This window comes from Inquilinus ginsengisoli, from assembly GCF_050434925.1.
GTDB classification, from domain to species: Bacteria; Pseudomonadota; Alphaproteobacteria; order DSM-16000; family Inquilinaceae; genus Inquilinus; species Inquilinus ginsengisoli_B.
In genome coordinates this window covers 1975600-1996154 of the sequence record NZ_JBNDJK010000001.1, presented here as the reverse complement: position 1 = coordinate 1996154, position 20555 = coordinate 1975600, and the positions used below count along the sequence as shown (strand labels likewise).

11 protein-coding genes and 1 pseudogene are annotated in these 20555 nt (G+C 64.1%); 6 read left to right on the top strand and 6 right to left on the bottom strand.

Features of this window, described 5'->3' with window-relative positions:
* Positions 1 to 2: 2 nt before the first annotated feature.
* The 6 genes from QFZ27_RS09490 (at position 3) to QFZ27_RS09465 (ending at position 9727) form a co-directional block, all read left to right on the top strand.
* Positions 3 to 2123 (top strand): hypothetical protein, encoded by a 2121-nt coding sequence (locus QFZ27_RS09490; RefSeq protein WP_429225979.1) that lies wholly within the window; start codon positions 3 to 5, stop codon positions 2121 to 2123.
* A gap of 18 nt (positions 2124 to 2141) precedes the next feature.
* Positions 2142 to 5462 carry a DUF6519 domain-containing protein gene (locus tag QFZ27_RS09485; RefSeq protein ID WP_429225977.1) on the top strand — a complete coding sequence of 1107 codons (3321 nt, stop codon included), beginning with the start codon at positions 2142 to 2144 and terminating at the stop codon, positions 5460 to 5462.
* Between the two features lie 11 nt (positions 5463 to 5473).
* Positions 5474 to 6004, top strand: coding sequence for a hypothetical protein (locus QFZ27_RS09480; protein ID WP_429225975.1), 531 nt, complete (start codon positions 5474 to 5476; stop codon positions 6002 to 6004).
* A gap of 400 nt (positions 6005 to 6404) precedes the next feature.
* Entirely contained in the window at positions 6405 to 7376 is a 972-nt protein-coding gene (locus QFZ27_RS09475) for an AAA family ATPase (RefSeq protein ID WP_429225973.1), read from the top strand.
* A gap of 10 nt (positions 7377 to 7386) precedes the next feature.
* Positions 7387 to 9240, top strand: a complete 1854-nt coding sequence (locus QFZ27_RS09470; protein ID WP_429225971.1) for a S8 family peptidase — start codon at positions 7387 to 7389, stop codon at positions 9238 to 9240.
* Complete coding sequence (locus tag QFZ27_RS09465; RefSeq protein ID WP_429225970.1) at positions 9221 to 9727, top strand: hypothetical protein; 507 nt, start codon at positions 9221 to 9223, stop codon at positions 9725 to 9727. Before QFZ27_RS09470 ends, QFZ27_RS09465 begins: the two co-directional genes overlap by 20 nt.
* Positions 9728 to 10148: 421 nt before the next feature.
* On the opposite strand, the gene QFZ27_RS09460 is transcribed toward QFZ27_RS09465, so the two are convergent.
* The 6 genes and pseudogenes from QFZ27_RS09460 to QFZ27_RS09435 form a co-directional block, all read right to left on the bottom strand.
* Entirely contained in the window at positions 10149 to 10718 is a 570-nt protein-coding gene (locus tag QFZ27_RS09460) for an ATP-binding protein (RefSeq protein ID WP_429232436.1), read from the bottom strand.
* Positions 10695 to 11600 (bottom strand): annotated as a pseudogene (istA, locus tag QFZ27_RS09455) (IS21 family transposase); the annotation flags it as partial. The gene QFZ27_RS09460 and the pseudogene istA, both read right to left, overlap by 24 nt.
* A gap of 621 nt (positions 11601 to 12221) precedes the next feature.
* Positions 12222 to 12944: a hypothetical protein gene (locus QFZ27_RS09450; protein ID WP_429225968.1), complete on the bottom strand. Its 723-nt coding sequence runs from the start codon at positions 12942 to 12944 to the stop codon at positions 12222 to 12224.
* Positions 12941 to 14941, bottom strand: a complete 2001-nt coding sequence (pglZ, locus tag QFZ27_RS09445; RefSeq protein WP_429225966.1) for a BREX-3 system phosphatase PglZ — start codon at positions 14939 to 14941, stop codon at positions 12941 to 12943. The genes QFZ27_RS09450 and pglZ overlap by 4 nt, the downstream gene beginning before the upstream one ends.
* Positions 14938 to 17733 carry a DEAD/DEAH box helicase gene (locus QFZ27_RS09440; RefSeq protein ID WP_429225964.1) on the bottom strand — a complete coding sequence of 932 codons (2796 nt, stop codon included), beginning with the start codon at positions 17731 to 17733 and terminating at the stop codon, positions 14938 to 14940. The genes pglZ and QFZ27_RS09440 overlap by 4 nt, the downstream gene beginning before the upstream one ends.
* Positions 17734 to 17747: 14 nt before the next feature.
* The gene (locus tag QFZ27_RS09435; protein ID WP_429225962.1) at positions 17748 to 20555 is read right to left on the bottom strand and encodes a DNA methyltransferase; all 2808 of its coding nucleotides are present in this window, start codon (positions 20553 to 20555) and stop codon (positions 17748 to 17750) included.

Sequence of the window (20555 nt, the reverse complement as noted above, 5' to 3'; positions counted from 1 at the left end):
GGGTGCGCGACGCCGCCGAGGGCTATCCGCTGCGCGAGCTGGTGGGCGTCATCGCCGAACAGGCGGCGGTGGTCGAAGAGAACATCGAGCAGCTCTACGACGACCAGTTCATCGAGACCTGCAGCGACTGGGTCGCGCCCTACATCGGCGCCCTGATCGGCTACCGGCCGCTGCATGGCGTCACCGCCCAGATCGCCAGTCCCAGGGCCGAGGTCGCCAACACCATCGGCTATCGCCGCCGGCTGGGCACGGCCTCGGTGCTGGAGCAGTTGGCGCGCGACGTCACCGGCTGGCCGGCCCGCGTGGTCGAGTACTTCCTGCTCACCGCCACGACTCAGCGGATGAACCACATCCGGCCACAGCACCATTTCGCGCCCGACCTTCGCGACTGGCGAGGGCTGGAGAGCCTGGGCACGGCCTTCGATCCGTTCACCCGCACTGCCGACGTCCGCGCCATCGGCCGGGCCGACGGGCGCTACAACCTCCCCAACATCGGCATTCACCTGTGGCGCCTCGAAGCGCAGCCGCGCGGCGCGGCCCAACCCGCGCCCGCTACTCAGCTCGACGCCGCCCGCCATCTGTTCAGCCCGCTGGGCGCGCCCCTGCCGATGTTCACCAACCCGACGGTCGAAGCCATGATCACCCAACTCGCCACGCCTCTGAACGTGCCGGGCCCGATCAGCCGCCGCGTGCTGCACGCCGACCTGCTGACGCCGGACGGTTTGCCAGGACCTGCCGATCTCTACGGCCCCAACAAGGCCGGCGCCCTGCAGAGCCTTCGCGTCCTGCTGGACGGGGCGCTGCTCAGCGCCGCCGAGATGGAGTCCTGCAATCTCAGCGACGAAGGCAGCGGCTGGGCCAACATGCCGGCCGCGGGCGAGCGCATCGCCATCGACCCTGAGCTCGGTCGGATCGCCCTGCCGCCCGACCGTCAGGGCGAGGTCACCGTCAGCTATCATCAGGGCTTCAGCGCCGAGATCGGCGGCGGCGAGTACGAGCGAGCCTGGGCGTTCGCCGCCGCGACGGCCGAACGCCCATTGCTCCGGGTGCCCGCCGATCACGCCACCATCCAGGACGCGCTGGACGCCCTGCCGGCGACCGGCGGCATCGTCGAGATCGGCGACAACGGCCGCTACGCCGAGGCCCTCGCCATCAACGCCGGCGCCGCGGCGGCGATCGAGCTGCGGGCCGCCGACGAGTGCTTCCCGCACCTGGTGCTTGCCGGCGACCTCACCGTCAGCGGCGGCGCCGAGGCGGCCGTCACCGTCGACGGCCTGCTGATCTCAGTGGGTGCCATCCGCGTCCCGGCCGGCGGCGGCAACGCGCTCTCCCGGCTCTTCGTCCGTCACGCCACTCTTGTTCCTGGCCGGACCCTTGACGCCGCCGGGGCACCCGCCCAGTCGGGCCAGCCTTCCATCATCGTCGAACTGCCCGGCGTCGAAGTCGAGATTTCGCGCAGCATCCTTGGCCCCCTGCAGATCGCGCCTGAAGCTACGGTGACCATGCGGGACGGGATCATCGATGCGGCGGCGGCCACAGCCTACGACAGCGCGTCAGGGGTGGCTTATTCCGCACCTGGCGGCGCAGGCTTTGGCGGCCCCTTGACCCTTGAGCAGGTCACCGTCTTCGGCAAGCTGGCCGCCGAACGCTTCGACCTGGTCTCCAACAGTCTGTTGATCGCCCGGACTGTCGCCGGCGACGGCTGGGCGGCGCCGGTGCATGCCGAACGCCGGCAGGTCGGCTGCATGCGCTTCTCCTTCGTGCCAAACGGCTCCCGCGTCCCGCGCCGCTTCCGTTGCCAGCCGCAGTTGGCCATCGACGAGGCGCTGGCCACCCGCGAAGCCGAGCTCGGCGGGCCGGTTCCGAACCCGGAGCGCGCGGCCATCATCAATCGCCAGGTCCGGCGGATCGTCCCGTCCTTCACCTCGCGAAGGTTCGGCCGCCCCGCCTACGCCCAGAACCGCGCCAGCGCGCCGTCCGAGATCCTCACCGGTGCCGACGATGAGTCGGAGATGGGCGGCTTCCATCTCAACTACGCGCCCCAGCGCGAGATCAACCTGCGAATCCGCCTCGAGGAATACCTGCGCTTCTCCCTTGAAGCCGGGTCGTTCTTCGAAACCTGATCGAGGAAGGGCGAAACCATGAGCGGCGACTACAGCCGAAAGAGCTTCGATGCTCTCCGCGACTTCTCCGGCGTATTCATGCAGCAGGGGCACCCGACCCTGGACGCCGATTGGAACGAGTTCGTCTCGATCGTCGAACGGCGGTTCAGGACCGAGACCGTCGACATCATTGGCCGCGCGGTCGTGCCGGTGGAGACGCCGACCGGGTTCGAGATCCAGGCGGAAGCCGGTCCGCAGCTGACGGTCGGCCGAGGGCGGATGTACGTGGACGGCCTGTTGGCCGAAAACCACGGCCGGATCGGCCCGGGCGCCCCGCCGGTGTTCGACCGCACGCGGCTCACCAACGGCGTCGCCACAGGCGTGCTCGACGAGCTGATCAGCGGAGCGGCCGGCGACTTCATCAACTATGCCACCCAGCCCTATCTGCCGGTCCCGCCGGCCCTGCCGCAAACGGCGGGACCGCACCTCGTCTACCTTGACGTCTGGAACCGAGAGGTCACGCCGCTCCAGGATCCGCGCCTGCTTGAGCCGGCCCTGGCCGGCATCGACACCGCCACCCGCCGGCAGACCGTCTGGCAGGTTCGCGTGCTCGCCAACGTCGGCGCAGGCGCCACCTGCGGCGCCGACCTGGCCGCCTGGGACGCACTCGTCGCGCCCTCGGCCGCCCGGCTGACCAACGCCACCATCGAGTTCGAGGATCCGGACGAGCCTTGCTTGATCCCCCCCGGAGGCGGCTATCGGGGGCTGGAGAACCAGCTCTACCGCGTGGAGATCCACACCGGCGGCGGCTTGGCGAACGCCCGATTCAAATGGTCTCGCGAGAACGCCTCGGTCGGCGCCACGGTCGAGACGATCACCGGCGGCGACCGGCTGCAGGTTCGCCGCATCGGCCGTGACTCCGTCCTGCGGTTCCGGACTGGCGACTGGGTCGAGGTGACCGACGACCGGCGCGAGCTCGCCGGCCTTCCCGGCGACGTCCGAAGGATCGAGGTGGACGAGGACGCCTACGAGCTGCGCCTCGAAGCCGGGCTCAGCGCCGACCTGATCCCCGGGGGCGGAGCCGACAGCACGACGACCCGCCACACGCGCGTGATCCGCTGGGACCAGCATGGCCTGGTGCAGCTCGCCGACAGCACGGACTGGGTGGACCTCGACGACGCGGCCTCCGACGGGCTGATCCCAGTGCCGCCGGCCGGCCAGGCCGTGGTTCTGGAAGCTGGAATCACCGTCATCTTCTCGCTGGCTCCGGCGGCCGGCCAGGCCAAGCCGATGGACTACTGGTGCTTCGCCGCCCGCACCGCGGACGCCTCCATCGAGCCCCTGACCAATGCGCCGCCGAAAGGCGTCCACCACCATTACGCCCGCCTGGCGATGGTCACCTTCCCCAGCACGGTCGTCGACTGCCGCACCTTCTGGCCGCCGGAGTTCGTCGAGGGCGACGACTGCGCCTGCACCGTCTGCGTCACCGCCGAGCAGCACAACAACGGAACCTTGACCATCCAGGACGCAATCGCTGAGCTCCCGGAGGAAGGCGGGACCATCTGCCTGGGTCTGGGGACCTTCACGCTGGGCGGTGAACCGGTCGTGATCGAAAGGCGGCGCTCGGTCCACCTGACCGGCCACGGGTCGGGTACCGTCCTTGCCTATGGCGGCGCCGGCGCGGCCGTCCGGGTAATCGATTGCGAGGACATCGAGATCGACGATCTCGGCGTCTTCGTAGGCACCACCGGCGAAGGTGCGATCGAGCCACCCGCCTGTTTCCACCTGCGCAACTGTCGAAACGTTGGCCTCTCGCGCACCACGAGCTTGATCATCCCGCGGGCGATCGAGTTGGCGTACGGCGTCGCGCTGGACGGCAATCAGGAAGACATCCTCATCGCGGATAACCGCATCCTCGTCCACACGGGGATCGGCGCCTTGGCCGACCCGGAGCGCAACGGCTACTGCGCCCTGGGAGAGATCCGGATCCAGAACAATGAGATAGCTGCCTTCCGGGGGATCGCCCTCGACGGCCTAGTGATGCACTTGGCGAACACCCGGATCAACTTCAACGCCATCGGAGCCTTCGAGGTCGGCCTTCTGCTGACCGGGACGGGCGCTCCCGGGGGAGACGAAGGTGAATTCGGCGCCGTGTTCCGCGACCCCGCGCGAACCTGGACGCGCGGCGGCGTCGCCGTGGAGAGCAACACAATCCTGGTCGGCGCCGCCGGGGATGGCGTGGTCAGCGGCGCGCCCAATCTCCACCTGACGGACAATGAGATCGCCGCCGTCGAAGAGGGCGAGGCCGATCCTCAGGCGGCCATGGTCCGGCTGGTGGATGGGTTCATCCGCAAGTTCGTCGGAGACGCCCAGATCGTCGGCAACCGGATGGGCAACACCCGCGGCGCCGGGATTAGCATCGAGTCCCGCATGGCGACGCTGATCATCAAGCAGAACCTGATCCGCGACTGTGGGGCCGGCGGCGTCCGGATGAGCCCCGACGCCATCGTCGCGTCCCTGGCGTTCGACAACAACATCATCGAGCGGGTCGGCGGCATGGTCGGTGATGCGCCGGCCATCGGCGTGCACCTCTCCGCGATCGTCGACGGCAAGGTGATCGGCAACACCATTCGCGGCATCGGCATCGGCCTCGACGCCGAGGGCATCACCTACTACGCCGGGCTGCAGGTGCGCGGGGCGATGCTGCTCGACATCTCCGACAACACTGTCGGCGAGGTGGGGCCAGGCGACACGGACAAGCCTGTCTGGGCGATCCGCCTGGAGGCGCCGATCATAACCCTGGGCGTCACCTCCAACCGTCTGATCGGCATCGAAGAGGGTCAGAGCGACAACACCGCGTGGGGCGGCATCGTCCTGGCCGCGGACTTCGGCGGGAAGGAGCTCGTGGGCGCGGGCGGCTATCCAGGCTACCTCGCGATCGGCGAGCGCGTGATGCATCTGTCGCAGCGGGGCGTCTCTAACTTCGCCCGCAGCTCCGAGGCGCAGATCCGGATCGAGGGCAATCTGATCCGCGATGGCCACCAGTTCAGCCAGCTACCGCTGGTGAGCGTATTCGCCGAGGTGGAAAAGGACATGTCCGCCCTCACCTTCACCGCCAACCAGTGCCGCCGCACCGCCCCGGAGGGCCAGCCGAGCGTTCAGCTGGCTGCGAGCCGCATCGCTGTCGCGAACAACATGGTGCGCGGCCCTGGGGAACTGGACTCGATGGCTCTCCTCTGCCTCTTCGTCGGCGATCGGCGCGCGCTTGGGACTGTGACCGGAAACATCACCTCGGGCCGTATAATGCTGAACAACAATTCGCTGCTCCCGCCTTGGGCGGCGCTGAACGTGCAAGCCTAGAGGAGCCTGTCATGCCGATCCGCATCGCTACCGTTCGGAAGCAGAAGACCCTCGCAGGCCTCGCCAAGAGCCTCTACGCCGTGGGTCGCTCCGCCGAGCGTCAGCAACAGGCCGAAGACGCCCTGCTGCGGGCCAATCCGCATCTCGCAGGCGACCGGCCGCCGCCGGCCGGCGCCACGCTGGTCGTCCCGGAGGTGCGTGGCCTGGCGTTCGAGGAAGGCGCGTCGCCGCAGCCCAAGGACGTGATTGTGTCCGGCCTCGGGACTGCCGACGCGCTCGCGCGGTTCGCCCGTGTGGCGGAAAAGCTGGTCGATCTCGCCAAGGAGGCCGGGAAGAGCGACCTGGCCGAGCTGAAGTCCCGCGACTTCACCTCGGGACTGGCGCGCCAACGGCCGGAGCTGGCCGTTCAGCTGCCCCAGATCATAGAGGCCGCCAAGCAGGACGCCGAGACGCTGGTGCGCCGTAGCGAGCAGCTGCTAGAGGCGCTGCGGCGGGCGGTCCAGGATCGTAAGCGCGTGGCCGACCGCAGCCCGTTGGGCTAATGCCGGCGCAGCCCTGGAGCCGCTTGTCGGGTTCATCGCCAACCAGCTGCAGTTGCTCACCACAGCCCTGGCCGACTACGCGACCAGGTTCTCGGATAACGAATCACGCCGCGGCACAGTCACGTCCGATTGGCTCGGACCCGCTTGGTTCTTTTGAGTATACCCTATTGGTCCTACTCTACAGGCTTGGCTCATAACTGGGAAGACCGACTCTATTTGGCCTAGCCAAACAGTCCGACCCGTTGCGCCATCCTCCCGGAAGAAGGCGATCTCTGCGCATCGGGGCAGCCCTAACGATGGCGAAACCCGCATCGACGAACACATGGTGAATTTGTCCGGATGCGGCTATGATTCAGCGGCCCATGAGAATTGCAGGCGGATTATGGCGCGCGGCGAGTTGATGAAGAAACTGCTGGCAAGTTACGGTCGGGACGATGAGTTCCGGGCGGTTGCCGAGCTGATCATAGACGAAGAAGAGAAGAAGAATAACCGCGTACTTGCTCGTTCGCTTCGTAAGACACTTGAAGCCGGTCCCTCACGTCCACCCCGCCCCAAGGCGCTTGCACCGCTCATTCCCTTCCCAGAAGCGGCTGGCGATTTCATCGAGCTTGTCGAGCCCACTCACAACAAGCAGGATATCGTCCTCAGCGCGGAAAATGTCCGCGTGCTCCTCGGCCTGATGAAGGAATTTCGTCGGGCAGACGAAGTTCGACGCCGCGGGCTGTCAGTTCGCTCAAAGTTGCTATTTTGTGGGCCGCCCGGCTGCGGTAAGACTCTCTGTGCCGAGATATTTGCGGCGGAACTGGGGCTGCCACTCTATATCGTCAAGCTGGATCGGTTGATCTCATCCTACTTGGGCGAGACGGCAGCAAATGTCCGAAAGATATTCGAGTTTGCGCGCAAGCAACCGTGCGTGCTGTTTTTTGACGAGTTCGATGCGCTGGCGCGTGCACGCGACGATGGAGGCGAACACAACGAGCTGCGGCGCGTGGTCAACAGTCTGCTTATTTTCATTGATCGGATTACGCCTAAGGGCTTCTTGATTGCAGCGACCAATCTAGACAAGGCGCTGGACACAGCTGTATGGCGCCGGTTCGACGAAGTTATTTGGTTCGACCGTCCTGACCGCCGGATGATCGAGCGCTTCCTACGGATGAAATTCAAGAATGTCGCGATCGCTGTTGATCCGACCAGTCACGTGGCAGAGTTAGACGGTTATTCATATGCCGAGATTGACCGAGTCAGCGTGCAGGCCATCAAGGCCGCTGTCATCAACAAGCGCAAAGAGGTCAGGGAGAGCGATTTGCGCGAGGCAATCGCCGATGAGCGTCGCCGCAAGCATGGCAGCGCCCGCCTGACCCAGCCGACCTAGTCACTCCTGCATGGCTCGTTACGAGCACTTGCAGCTTCTGCGGCTGCCCGAGAGCTTCGAACGGCGCAAGAGCCGCGGTGGCGGTGCACCGCCCCAACGCGACCCCGCCGGACACAGCCGGCGCATTGGGTCTGAATTGAACCGGGCTATCGAAACCCAGCAGCGCCGACGGCACCCCGAGTTCGTTGACCCGTCACTGATTCTTCGGGTCCAAATGACAGGTGCATTGCTCGAGGACGACTGGGACCGCCTAGGTCTCACTGTGCTGTCGAGCGACGAGGATCGCACGCTGGTACTGTTCGCCTCGACAGATGACATGGTGGCCTTCCGCCAGCGCCTGGCCGCCTATAGCCGCGGCACGCCCATAGGTCAGCAGAGCCCATCGTATGCGGCCTTCATCGGCGGCATCGAGGCGATCACTGCAATTGAGCCGCGCGATCGGATCGGCATTCGGGCACGCGAAGAGGGACTTACTGAGCCCGAGAACTTCCAAGGAGGCATCAGCTACGTCATCGATATCGAGCTATGGGATCTTGGCCGTCGCGACCTGCGGATCCGGAAAGTCGACGACATCGCTACCTACGTCGATGCGCGCGGCGGCGAGGAGTTGGACCGTTATATTGGTCCTTCTATTTCACTGATTCGCATCCGCTGCGATGGTGCGGTTATACAGACCCTCCTTGGGATCGATGAAATCGCAGAAATCGATCTGCCAGCGGTTCCGGACACAGCGACTGGCGAATTCGTCGATCTAGAGTTGGCCGAACTGCCGCCGCTCGGCGAAGTCGATGATGACGCGCCATTGATTGGCATCATTGACAGCGGCGTGAACGAACACCCGTTGATTGAGGACATTCTTTTCGGCGCCATCGGCGTGCCTGAGACACTTGGCACGGCGGACGAATACGGGCATGGCACATTTGTCGCTGGAATTGCAGCCTTTGGTGACCTGCGCGGCCAGCTTGCGCGAGGCACTCTCAATCGTGGTGCTCGGCTGTGCTCGGCAAAAGTACTCGACCGCACGGGCAACTTTCCCGACAGCCGCCTAACGCCGGGCCAAATGCGCGAGGCGATCACGCGACTGAATCAAGATTTCGGATGCCGGATCTTCGTCATTGCCCTTGGCGACCGGAAAAGAGTCTTCGACGGCGGTAAGGTAGGACCCTGGGCGGCTACGCTCGATGAAATCGTGAGCGAGCTGGATATCGTCGTCATCGTGGCCGCGGGCAATAGAGCCCCTCGGACCGGCAACCGCATTGAGCAGGCGGTGACGGAATATCCGGGTTACCTTCTTGAGCCGACGAACCGACTCTGCGAGCCTGCGGGGGCGATGAACGTCGTTACCGTGGGTTCTTTGGCGCATGGCGATGGGGTTGGCCCGCGCAGCGCTGACAATGTGGGCGTGCGGGCGATCACGGCTGGTCTCGAACCGTCGCCATTTTCGAGGGCTGGTCCTGGCCTTCGTGGCGCGATCAAGCCTGATCTAGTCGATGTCGGTGGCACGCTGATTTATGACCCTATCGTCGCGCGCCTGCGCGGCGGCGAAGATTTGCCCGAAGCCGGCGTCGTCTCGCTTCACAATATATTCGTTGATCGGCTGTTCGCCGGAAGGTCCGGCACTTCCTATTCGGCGCCGCTCGTGGCATTCAAGGCGAGCCAAATACTCGCCCGCTTCCCGGGTTCGTCAGCGAACCTCGTCCGGGCGCTGCTCGCCGGCAGCGCCAGCGTGCCCCCGGCCGCGCGCGCAAAGCTGCAACTGCTCGGACCGGAAGGCGAGCGGGGCAATCTGTGGCCACGGCCAGGTCGATGTGGAGCGTGCTGCCTTCTCCGACGATGCGCGGGTCGTGCTGTACGCCGAAGATGAGCTGCCGATCGATCACTTTGCGGTCTATCAGATCCCCATTCCCGAGGTATTCCAGACGGAGCGAGGGCGGCGCACGATCCGCGTCAGTCTGGCGTATGATCCACCCGTCCGACACAGTCGGCGAGACTATGCTGGGGTAACGATAGGCTTCCGATTGATCCGCGGCTGTAACCCTGAACTCATATTCGAGCATTTCCGTCGACGTTCAGCCGAGGAAGACCACTTCCCGGAGATGGAAGGCCGCTTCAACTGTTCACTCGACCCCAGCCCGACGCTGAGGGAGAAATCGAGCCTTCAGACCGCGACCGCTAGTTTCTCGCGCGACATCAGTCGATATGGCGACACCTATCATCTCGTCGTGCGGTGCGCTGGTGGCTGGGCTGCGGACATTGGTCGACAGGCTTTTGCCGTTGTGGTCGAGATCGCCCATGAAGCGGAGGTGCAGCTTTACGAACGCCTGCGCCAGCGTGTGCGTATTCAGGCCTAGGGCATGGCGCTGTAGGGTGGCCGGAGGTTTTAGAACTGTCCGACGCCGGGACAGTGAGTCCTTTTCGGTCGACTGACACGCGGTCACCGCTCCTAACGGTCTGGAGTCATAATCGCGAGCCGAGGACATTGACCATTCCCCTCCCGATGCGGCCTAATCCGGTCTGGCGTGACCGCGCCAGGGCGGCCGCCACTCCAGCGTTTGCATATCGGATGTTTGTCAATTCGCATCCAACCGCGACCCCCATTTCGCTTCCAATCACGACCCCACTGAGGGGCTTGGATTTGGGCTTATCCATGTAGTGCATAGGAGGGCCCCGCGGCCGGCGCCGCGCGTTCCGCAGCGCTGGCGGTGACGGCCGTGGGAGGAACCTGTGCGCCCACGTGGGTAAGCCCGGGTGGGGGTCTGGGGGAGGGTTTTGTCAGCTGCGGTTTTTGAATCGCCAGCTGGTATTGCCGGTTTCGATGATGTCGCAGTGGTGGGTCAGGCGATCGAGCATGGCGGTGGTCATCTTGGCGTCGCCGAAGATCTGGGGCCAATCGGCGAAGGCGAGATTGGTGGTGATCAGCAGCGAGGTGTTTTCGTAGAGCTTGCTGATCAGATGGAACAGCAACTGGCCGCCGGGCTGGCTGAACGGCAGGTAACCGAGTTCGTCGATGACGATGAGATCGTAGCGCAGCAGGTTCTCGGCGAGGCGGCCGCTGCGGCCCGCGGCTTTCTCCTGCTCGAGCTGATTGACCAGATTGACCAGATTGAAGAAGCGCCCCCTGGCCCGGGTGCGGATGGCCACCACCGCGTCGTCGAACAGAACGACGATGCGCTCGGCGTGGGAGCGCACCAGCACCATCCGGCCGGCGGCCCGCGCGTCGACGCTGTAACGATTGTGATCGGCCATGATCAGGCAAGTGGTCGTGGCGCGCACGGCCTTCTCGACGAAGCCGTCGAACGGCCCGCGCAGCGCGATCAGGCTCGCCCGTTCCTCCTGGAACACCTCCCAGATCGACCGCTCCTTGAACTCCGGATGCTTGATGCGCTTGGCGTAGGCAATGCACTGATCTTCCAGCCAGGCATTCAACTCGGCCAGGCTCTTCACCCGCGGCTTGGGGCGGAACATCTGATCGCGCAGATTGCCGACCTGGTTCTCCACTTGCCCCTTCTCCCAGCCGGATGCCGGCGTGCAGGCCACGGGTTCGATCAGGTGATGCGAGCACATCCGCAGAAAACGCTGGTTGTACTGGCGCGCCTTGCCGACGAAGATCGCCTCCACCGCCGTCTTCATGTTGTCGTAGATGCCGCGCCGGCAGACTCCGCCATAGAAGACGAACGCCTTGTCATGCGCATCGAACACCAGCTCCTGGGTCTCCCGGAAGTAGGCGCGCACGAACGGCATCCGGCTGTGCGACAGCTTCATATGCGCCGCCTTGATCGTCAGCGGCAGACCCTGCAGCGTGATCGTCTCGTGGCTCCAGTCGAACTGGTACGCCTCGCCGGGCGCGAAGCTCATCGGCACATACGCCTGGGCCGGAACCCGCGCCCGTTCCTCCAGCCAAGCCTTAACGAAGCGGTGCACGCTGTCATGGGCGCCGTCATAACCGCGCCCGCGCAACTCCTCGAACAGCCGCTGGGTCGAGCGCCGCTCCCGCTTCGGCAGCGTCGCTTCCGTCTCCAGGATCTCCGTCAGAACCGCGATCCACTCGCCGAGCTTCGGCGTCGGCTGCACGCCACGCGCGTACTTGAACTCGGTCTCCTGACCGCGGATGACTTTGCGCACCGTCGCCCGCGACACCGACAGCGTCCGCACGATCTCCTTGATCGGCCGGCGCTGCTCAAAATAGGCGCGACGTATCTGGCCGATCAGGTCCACGCCAATCATCCCCCAAACGCCCTTCCCGGCCATCAAAGGCCAAAGGAGAGGACACTGACACGCAACGTCAAAAGGGGGTCACGATTGGACGCGAAAACCACCCCTCAGGGGGGCACTATTGTCCGCGATTTTACATCGGATGTTTTCCCGAACCGGCCGTCTCACTGAATTTTGGCTGGTTTGGCCCGCCGAGGCGCGCCATTAGCGGTCAGCGTACCGGCGGTCCGAAACCGGACGCTGGCCGAATCGGCCGGATCCGGGCCTTCCCGGCGAGCCCGGCCCGACGAGGGTGACCCGAAACCGGCCGTCGCTCTCGGCTCCCCAAAGCGGAGGCTTCGAAGCTTCCGGAAGGGCGATTGACCGTCCACAATCGCGCGGGATGATCGGAGCCGGCTCTCGCCGGCTGTAAATAGGTGCCAGGCCGGGACCCCTCAGTATCGCGCAAAATCAGACACTTACCGCGCCGATCGGCGTCCAGACCCATGCCGATTTACAGCTTGCGCGAGCGGAACAGCTGGCTCGGGGCTCCGGGCGCCCCGTGCCACCTCGGGTGCCGTCGCGCCAGGCTTTTATCCCAGGCATCGAGGTCAGCAATCCCCTGCGACATGGCGGGCGGTTGTCGAAGGAGACTCACACCCTCCTCTTAACGTCGACAACCTGACTGCTTACGCCGTCTGCTCGAAGTTCGACAGCGCGAGAACTCGACAATACGTAGGAAAGCGGCTTCCCCATTTCGAAAGGAAAGATAAGCGGATAAGAATCGAGTGTCGTGACGGATAGTGAACGCTTCGAATATCGGACGCACGCCTCGACAAGCCAAGCGATGAGCTTGGGTTCGCTCACCTTTATTTTAGGCATTCGCGCCAAGCGTTTGCCGTTCATTGTGCGATCGATCGCTCCCCAGTTTGCCTGAGACTGGAGCACCATGTTCGTCATGCGGCGGGTGCCCTCACGCTCGCCGTAGATCTCGGCCATGCGCCTTTGGACTTCGGCGGACGCGCAATCTCCCTGCAGCGACGTGAGGCGCCCGACAATCTCCGCGACCTTCCCAAAGAATGGATAGGTCGTGATGGCCATGCCCCAGGTCAGCACGGAAATCGGGGTGCCCGGGAAATTCCGGTAGATGCGAACGCCGCGATCGGCGAAGTCCACGAGGTCGAGCCTGGGCTCCAGCCATAAGCGGTTGAGCACGGTGCGGGTCTTTTTCTTTGCCGCCTCACCCGAATGGGCTGCGTCGATCAATTCTGTCAGCTGCTCGACGTCCGATGTGCCGGCGCGAACGCGAAGCGCGGCAGCCGCCCAATCGAGCTGGATGAAGCGATCAAATCCGATCTGTGCGGCTGCCGAACTCATTTACTCGAACTCGCATGGGTTACCTTGAGGAACGGAACAACGAGCTCCTCGACGGAGATGCCTCCGTGGGCGACGATCGGTTCCCCTTTCTGAACGAAAGCGCCCCGACCGCTGGCGAATAGCGGCAAGAAGTCTGCCGGCAGACCGGCGATATCAAGACGGAATGCAGCGATGTCCCCAGGCGTTGACGCGGCCAGGGTTTCGTTCCGGTAGGTTCGCACACGCTCGCCGCGGTGCTCGGTTGCGACGCCCTGATTGAGCCGACCGATGCCGACGGCATCGACGTTGCCGTGGTCCGCGGTCAGGTAGATGTGAAAGTCCTGGACGAGGAGCATGCCGAGCAGACGCTCGACGAAACCCGACTCGCACCAGGACGCGATCTGGCTTGCGATGCCGCGCTTTCCAAGGACCGCTCCATGCACGATCTCGTCGACAGTATCGACAACGATCCCTGCCGCCTTGATCCTCGGGTCTGCGATCGCCGTCTCGATCTCTGTGAGCTGCTCCGTCCGCTTGATGCCCTTCCGATAGAGCACCTCGTTCGCGCGCAGCCCGTGATCCTGCCAGAACCGCGACCAGAGCGTCGGCTCCTGCGCTGTCGTTTCGATCGAGTTGGCGAATTCGCGGGGCTTCAGCCCCGAAAACAACGCCTGGCGCGAAACCGACGTGAGAGTCGGCGCCCAGGCGAAGCAGGCATTCTCCTCGAAAGCCAGTTCAGGCGCCTGCTGCGTCAGGCACTCCCGGATCTGGACCCATTGGTTCATCGCCAAGCCATCGAACACGAGCAAGGCCACGCGGGCTTCTCCGGCGTCGCGGCGAAGCGAAAGGAAGCGCGGCACGTGATGCACCATCACCGGTCCCTTGGCCGCAGGAAGGGACGGCAAGTCCGCATAGTGGGCAGTCATCCATTCGCGAAAGCGCTCGTCGGCCGCCTTCTGTAGGTCGAGCACCTTGTCAGCTATGGGCTCGGCCTGAGCCGGCGCCAGACTGTGGAAGCGTGAGATCACCTCGCCAAGACGGCGCGACAGTTGGGCCCAATCGCGATGGGAAGCGTCGGCGCCTGGCAATGAACCGGCGAGACGCGAGGCACCTTCCGCAACGAGTTTCGCCAGGGCGCCAGGGTCCTCAACGATACCGACCTTCGCCCAATCCGGCATATTCAGCGGCCGTCCCTCGATCGCCACCGGATGAAGCGTGCCGTCGAGGAACATCGAGTCGACCAGGCCCCTGACGTCGGGGTGTACGAAGGGGATCTCCGGCGCGGCTTCGCGATCGCTTCGGGCGGAATCGACCGCTCGCGAGCCCTTCACGCCGTTCGGAGCCAGAAATTGCTCCCAGGCGTCCTGCACCACCCGGAGGAAATAGACCTTCGACGAAAACAGCTTGTCGAGCAACAAGTCCGTGAAGGCGCCTTGCCCCTCGAGAACGCTCGCGACGTGGATTGCCAGAACCGGCGGCAACACCCTGTCGCTGAGATGCAGGCGCAGCAGCTCGCGCCAGAGAGCCTCGGGCCGCGAAATCAGGTACGGACTGACGCCGAAGATGTGGGTGAGGATGAAATCCTTCGTCCCTGCATCTCCGAGCGTCTGGGCTGCATGCTTCGACTGGGCATCGAACAGCACCTCGAGGTGCTCCGTTCCGATCTGGCGCACGACGCCATAGCTGAGCTTCGGAAAGAGGTCTGCGAGGCTCAGGCTGATCCGCCGGCCCTCGCGTAGGTAGTCCCATGGCAGCTCGTCGACGACGCCATTGCGCAGATGAAGCACCAACGCCTCGGACGGACCGGACTCGCCACGATCCCAGGCCGCGCGATACCGCTCCTCATAGTCCGTCCGGAATGCCACCGAATCCTCGAACGGCAGCACTTCGAAGCCGCGACCGCGCAGGCTCGCGAGGATCTGCTCGTCGAGGAGGACGTCGTTGGGGTCGTGCACGATCCATAACCGCGAAAGTTCCGAGGGAAACTCCTTCACTATGCGCTCAATCCAACGGCTCATGACGTAGCCGCCTTTTCCCGGCCGATCCGGAGCATCAGCACCGCGTTCAAGTCCGGCGTGTAGGCCTCGGCGATGTCTAGCATCGCCATGCGGGTCTCGTGCTCCGCCAGCAGCCGCTTGCGCCGATGCTCGCGCACTGTCGGAAGACCGATGCGACCGATCGCTTGGTGGCGGGCTTCATAAGCATATCGCGCTCTCTCCCGCTCTTCGCGGAGGCGCGTATTGTGTTCTTCCACCATGTCGGAGAACTGCCGTTCCCCCTGTGCGCGCGCTGCGTCATGGGACGCCTCGAACCTGCGGGCGGAGCTATCAACTAGCGGAGCGGCCGCGAGATCGATCTGTTCGGTCAGTAGTAGGTCCCAGATCCGCTTGGCGGTCGGCATGAAGGTCCGGCCGTCATCGGTGACGAAGACGCTCAGAAACCGCCTACGCCTGAAACCCTCCGCCGAGAGGTTGATCTCCCAGAGCGACCAGACGCCATTGACTGTATCGGGCAGTCCGCCGATCCGAACCAACGGGAGCGGTTGCCCCGCGACGCAGCGCGGGAGCTCACGGATGACGGCGCGGGCGCGTGGATCTTCCAACGTGATCCATTCGAGTTCGGGATGCTCCACGGCCGTGCGCGAATCGAAGCAGACCCGGGCGGATTCGCTGCCGTCGACCCAGCGCACGCGCCAGGCCGCGCCATCCTTCACGGCCGCGCCGCCGCGCGAGGGCAATCCCGTGGTGATTGACCGTTCCAGCCAGAACTGGGCGGGGTGATCGCGCCACTTCCGGGCGTCGCCGGCATCCAACTCATGGGCGTCGGCGATCAGATCGCTGCTCTTCCGGCCTTCCGCGAGCGTTGATCGAAGCTGTGAGACGACCGCATCGCATTCCTGCTCGATCGCGTCCGGGTTCTGGAGTCCCTGGACGAACAGCTCGTCGAACAGCGGTTCGGTCTCGACCGAGTCCATCACATCCGCCGCCTTGTCGACGCCAAACTCCTCGGCGATCACAGCGAGCTTGGTCTCCAGAACCTCCCGGACGCGGTGCTCGACGGTGTCTTCGAGCACGAAGTTGAACGCGCGGACGACGTGTGGCTGGCCGATACGGTCGACGCGGCCGATGCGCTGTTCGACGCGCATGGGATTCCACGGCATGTCGAAGTTGACGATCACGTGACAGAATTGGAGGTTTAGCCCCTCGCCGCCCGCGTCCGTCGAGACCATGATGCGCACGTCGCGCGCGAAGGCTTGCTGCGCCTTTGTGCGCGCATCCAGGTCCATGCCGCCGTTCAGAGTGGCGACGGAGAAGCCGCGGCTTTCCAGGAATTCTGCCAGCATCGCCTGCGTCGGCACGAATTCGGTGAACACCAGCAGCTTCAGCGTTGCGTCGCTCTCTTCCTGCTGCAACTTGTAGATCAGCTCCAGGAGAGCCTCGGCCTTAGCGTCGGTGCCTTGCGCTTCGGTCGCACGCGCGAGCTCCAGCAGCGTGTCGACCTCGGCCTTCTCCATCTCCCAGCCCTTCGCCTGCAAGGCGATATCCGCCTGGGCCTGGCCGTCGAGTTCGGCCCATTCCTCGACGTCGGGCGCGTCGAACAGCGACGGCTGAAGCTGCGGCTGATCGAGCAGAGCCTGGCGCTTCTCGAGCGTCGTGCGGATCGACGCCGTGCTCGACGTCACCAGCCGCTGCATCAAGATCATCAGAAAGCCGACGTGGCGCTGCTTGGCCGCCACGGCCTGGTTATAGCCATGGCGCACATAGTCGGTGACCGCCTCATAGAGGCGCTGCTGCGCCGCGTGGCGATCCTGCCAGGCGACGGCGTGCAGTCGCGTCATGCGCGGCTTGAAGAGCGGTTGCCCTTCCGCATCGATCGCTGTGCGCTTTTCCGTGCGGATCACGAACGAACGGACGCGATCGCGGTTGACGCTGCTCTCGTCGGGGAAGGAATCTCGGTCCACGAGCTGCATCAACCGCATGAACTGGTCGGTTTTGCCCTGGTGCGGGGTGGCGGACAGCAGCAGCAGATAGGGCGTGGCCTCCGCGAGCGCCGCGCCCAACTTGTAGCGGGCGACCTGCTCGGTGCTGCCGCCCATGCGGTGCGCCTCGTCGATGATGACTAGGTCCCATGACGCCGTGACCAGATCCTCGAACCGCTCGCGGTTGTAAGTACTGAGCTGTTCCAGGCTCCAACCGCGACGACCTTCCAGCGGCTTCACCGAATCCAGCGAGCAAATCACCTGGTCATGCAGACGCCAGAGGTTTTCCTCATTATTCCGCCACTGACGGAACGCCGACAGCTCTGCCGGCTCGATGAATTGCAGCGTCTCGCCGAAGTGCAGCCGCATCTCCGCCTGCCACTGACGCACCAGCCCCTTCGGCGCGACGACCAGCACGCGGCGGGCCATGCCGCGCAGTTTGAGCTCGCGCAGGATGAGCCCGGCCTCGATCGTCTTGCCTAGCCCGACCTCGTCCGCCAGCAGATAGCGGATCCGGTCGCGGCTCATCGCCCGGTTCAGGGCGTAGAGCTGGTGGGGCAGCGGAATGACGCTCGATTGAATCGGCGCCAGAAGGAGCTTGTCCTCCAGCGCGTCGAGCAGCTTGGCCGTCGCCGCCGTATGCAGAATGTGATCTACGGTCGGCTGGACCGAGTCCAGCGCGCGCAAATCGCGGGCGCGGGCGCGAACGACAGCGTCCTTGGCCGGAAGCCAGACGCGGTAGGCAGTCTCGCCCCACACATCCTGTCGTTCGACCACGCGGCACGGCGCGGCATGACGCTCATGCCAACACCAGTCGCCGACGTTTTGCACGCCCCCCCCATGCGTCACGCATCAACCTCCATGCGAGTAAGCGCCTGGTCGTACCAAAGCAATAGCTTCTCGTCCTCCTGGAGCGCCTCCTCGGGGATCCTTTGGGCGACGGCGATGATCGTCTTGTAATCCTTCGCCGCCCACGCCGTTTTGAAGCCTGCGCGCAGAGCCTCGAGCCGGAATTCCTTCAACCGCCGCACGGGTGCCGTCCGATAGGCTTCGAACTCCTTCAGCAGCGACCGTTCGCGCTTCTGCTCCAGGTCCTTGGCCTTGCTGGGATCCGGCAAAAACCAGCGGTCCTTCGCCTTTGCCTTCAACCGCGGGGCGTCCTTCTCCAGACCACGGAGATCTTTGAAATTGGTGGACAGGTAGCTGTGAATCTGGCTCGGCACGTTGCCGTTGCCGTCGTAGCGCAGGAAGTTGTCCTCCAACAGCGCGGAGAGCTCGGGCTTCTCCTCATGCTTTTTCCAACCGGCACCAAGCTGAGTGGTGAACTCCGGATGGACCTCCTGGTAGGTCGATGGCCGTTTGCGCAGAAAGTCCGTCAGCCAGTCGATGGCCGAACGCTCGTCGGACACAAACAACTCCATCTGCGGGGCCTGTGCAGCTTGTGCACGCTTGCGATCATACTCGGCAACCTGCTCGGGCAGGAAAACCATCCCGTCGCGCTGCTCGGGGAAGCGACTGCGAAGGCCCTCCAGAAACTCCTCGGTCGAAAGCGGAACCGGGAAGTCGTGGCGAACGAACCATGCGACCATCCGGTCGTAGATGCGGCGAGGATCGCGTTCGACCACGATTTCAAGGACGCCATTCTTCGACTTTGATACGGGAAGCTGGCGGAGATGCGTCTGCACGAAGTCCCACGCGGACTCCGGCGCCGCGCCGCGCTCGGCGAGCCGTTGTTCCAGGCCGCCATTCGGCTTGTAGACCGAGATGACGAGGTCCTGCTTGACGGCAGTAGTCGAGGTAACCTGCCGATAGCTTCCCTGGACCTTGTCGAGCGCGCTCACCTCGGCAACCACAAACCCGGCCTGTTGAAGCGCAACCTGGATTGCATTCCAAACGGATGCCTTGCTGTTCGAGAACACAACCGTCATCCAGCGGCCGGGCTTCAAAACGCGATGGTATTCGGCAAAGCAACGCTGCATCAGGTGCTGGTACTCGGGCAGGGCCTTCCTTTTGAAACGGTCAATGATTGCCTCAGGTTGGGCATCGGTCGTCACGCCATGCCAAGCTTCGACAAGGAAATTGAGGTCCGCATAATAGATGTTCTCGCCGAAGGGCGGGTCGGTGAACACGTAATCGACGCTCGCATCAGATAGCGGGAGACGCGCTGCAGTTCCCGTGTTGACCACGGCATTCGAGGACCTAACCCGATAGCCTTGGAAGGCCTTGGTGAGACGGTCCAGTTTTCCGCCGAGATTGTACCGAGGGCTGCACTCCGCATGCTGCGACGCGACGTAATAAACGCCGTTCAGTGCGCGATTCACCTGCGAAAAGTGAGATGGGCTGTAGCGGTTTAGTACTGAAAAACCCCAAATCGCTTGTTCGACCATGAAGATCAGGAATGCGCGAAGTCGCGGATCTGGATCCGCTTTGGCCTTAGCCCACAACAGCCCCATCGCTTGGGCCGCTCGTGGGAGGAAGAAATGATGGACATTAGTGATTCCCTTCGGCGCAATCCGAGAGCCATGATACATGTCCTCGATCGGAAAGCGCTTCGTCGGGAGCGTTGGCGGCAGAGACATCGCCTGGATTTGGGCGATAGTCGCCAGATCCGCATCGTCCGGCTGCTTCTCGTACCGGTACTTGCCGACCAGGTAGGAGATCAGCGCAGGTCTGAACTTCACGCGCTGCCAAGGCGTCCCCGTTGCGGGGTCGTTTTGGGTTTCAAAAGCCCGCTCCAATCGGTCCTTGTTGAGCTCAACACAACAATGCGGGCATGGAAAAACGTCCCGAACACGCTTGCTATCGTCCTCAAGCGCCTCCTCGAGGAAATTTATCTCGCCTGCGCATTCCGGGCAGGTGAAGATTTCGCTCCAGACGGTAAACTCTATTCTCCCCCTAGTCCGGCCGTCCGAGTGCAAGGTCTCATACATCCAGCCGATTTCGTGCTCGACTTCTTTCAAAAGTTGCTTTCCGGCCTTGCTAAAGGCGTCGACGTCGAATGGCAGGCTATAATTGGCACTGATGAATGTTGCTGCAGGGGACAGGTCATTGAGGATCACCCTCCGGGTGCCCCACTTTGGCGCCGGGACACCCTGCTGCTTCCACTCGCTTTCCAGCTTGTGGCGATAAGCGGCTGGCGCCGAGCCGCACCATTGCGCGGCGACGCCTGTCATCCCTGATCCGGCAAAGCCATCGAGCACGATGTCGCCTGGATCGGTGTAATGCAGAATCGACGGGACGATCGCGAGGTGCGGGACCTTGGTATGGTAGGAATGCGCTTTATAGAGCGGGTCGGTCTTGCCAACCGACACGTCGACGACCATGGGCTCGCGCGAGTAACCTCTGTCTGGATCGTATGGCTTGCCATAGTGGGTGACGAACTCCGCCAGCCAAGGGTTGGGGCACGCCGTGTAATACGGCGGATCCGACATCGCCAGGATCGCCTCGTCGGTGCCCAACGGGAAACCTTCCTGCGAACGGAACGCCGTGTCTTTCAGCTTTTCTGCCAGCAGCTTCAGGAAATGTTCCCTCCGCGCTTCTTCGCTCGGGAACGACAAACCGAGGCATTCCACACAGCCAGTGTTTCGTTTTGCTTGTGTTTGAAGGAGATCGTTCATCGACTTCGTCTCATTATCTTGGCTGCGGGCGATCAC

Bases quoted from the DNA above. Each gene is read 5' to 3' on its own strand.
- QFZ27_RS09485 (WP_429225977.1), top strand. From the start codon at position 2,142: ATGAGCGGCGACTACAGCCGAAAGAGCTTCGATGCTCTCCGCGACTTC.
- QFZ27_RS09480 (WP_429225975.1), top strand. From the start codon at position 5,474: ATGCCGATCCGCATCGCTACCGTTCGGAAGCAGAAGACCCTCGCAGGC.
- QFZ27_RS09470 (WP_429225971.1), top strand. From the start codon at position 7,387: ATGGCTCGTTACGAGCACTTGCAGCTTCTGCGGCTGCCCGAGAGCTTC.
- QFZ27_RS09475 (WP_429225973.1), top strand. From the start codon at position 6,405: ATGAAGAAACTGCTGGCAAGTTACGGTCGGGACGATGAGTTCCGGGCG.
- pglZ (WP_429225966.1), bottom strand. From the start codon at position 14,941: ATGAGCCGTTGGATTGAGCGCATAGTGAAGGAGTTTCCCTCGGAACTT.
- QFZ27_RS09450 (WP_429225968.1), bottom strand. From the start codon at position 12,944: ATGAGTTCGGCAGCCGCACAGATCGGATTTGATCGCTTCATCCAGCTC.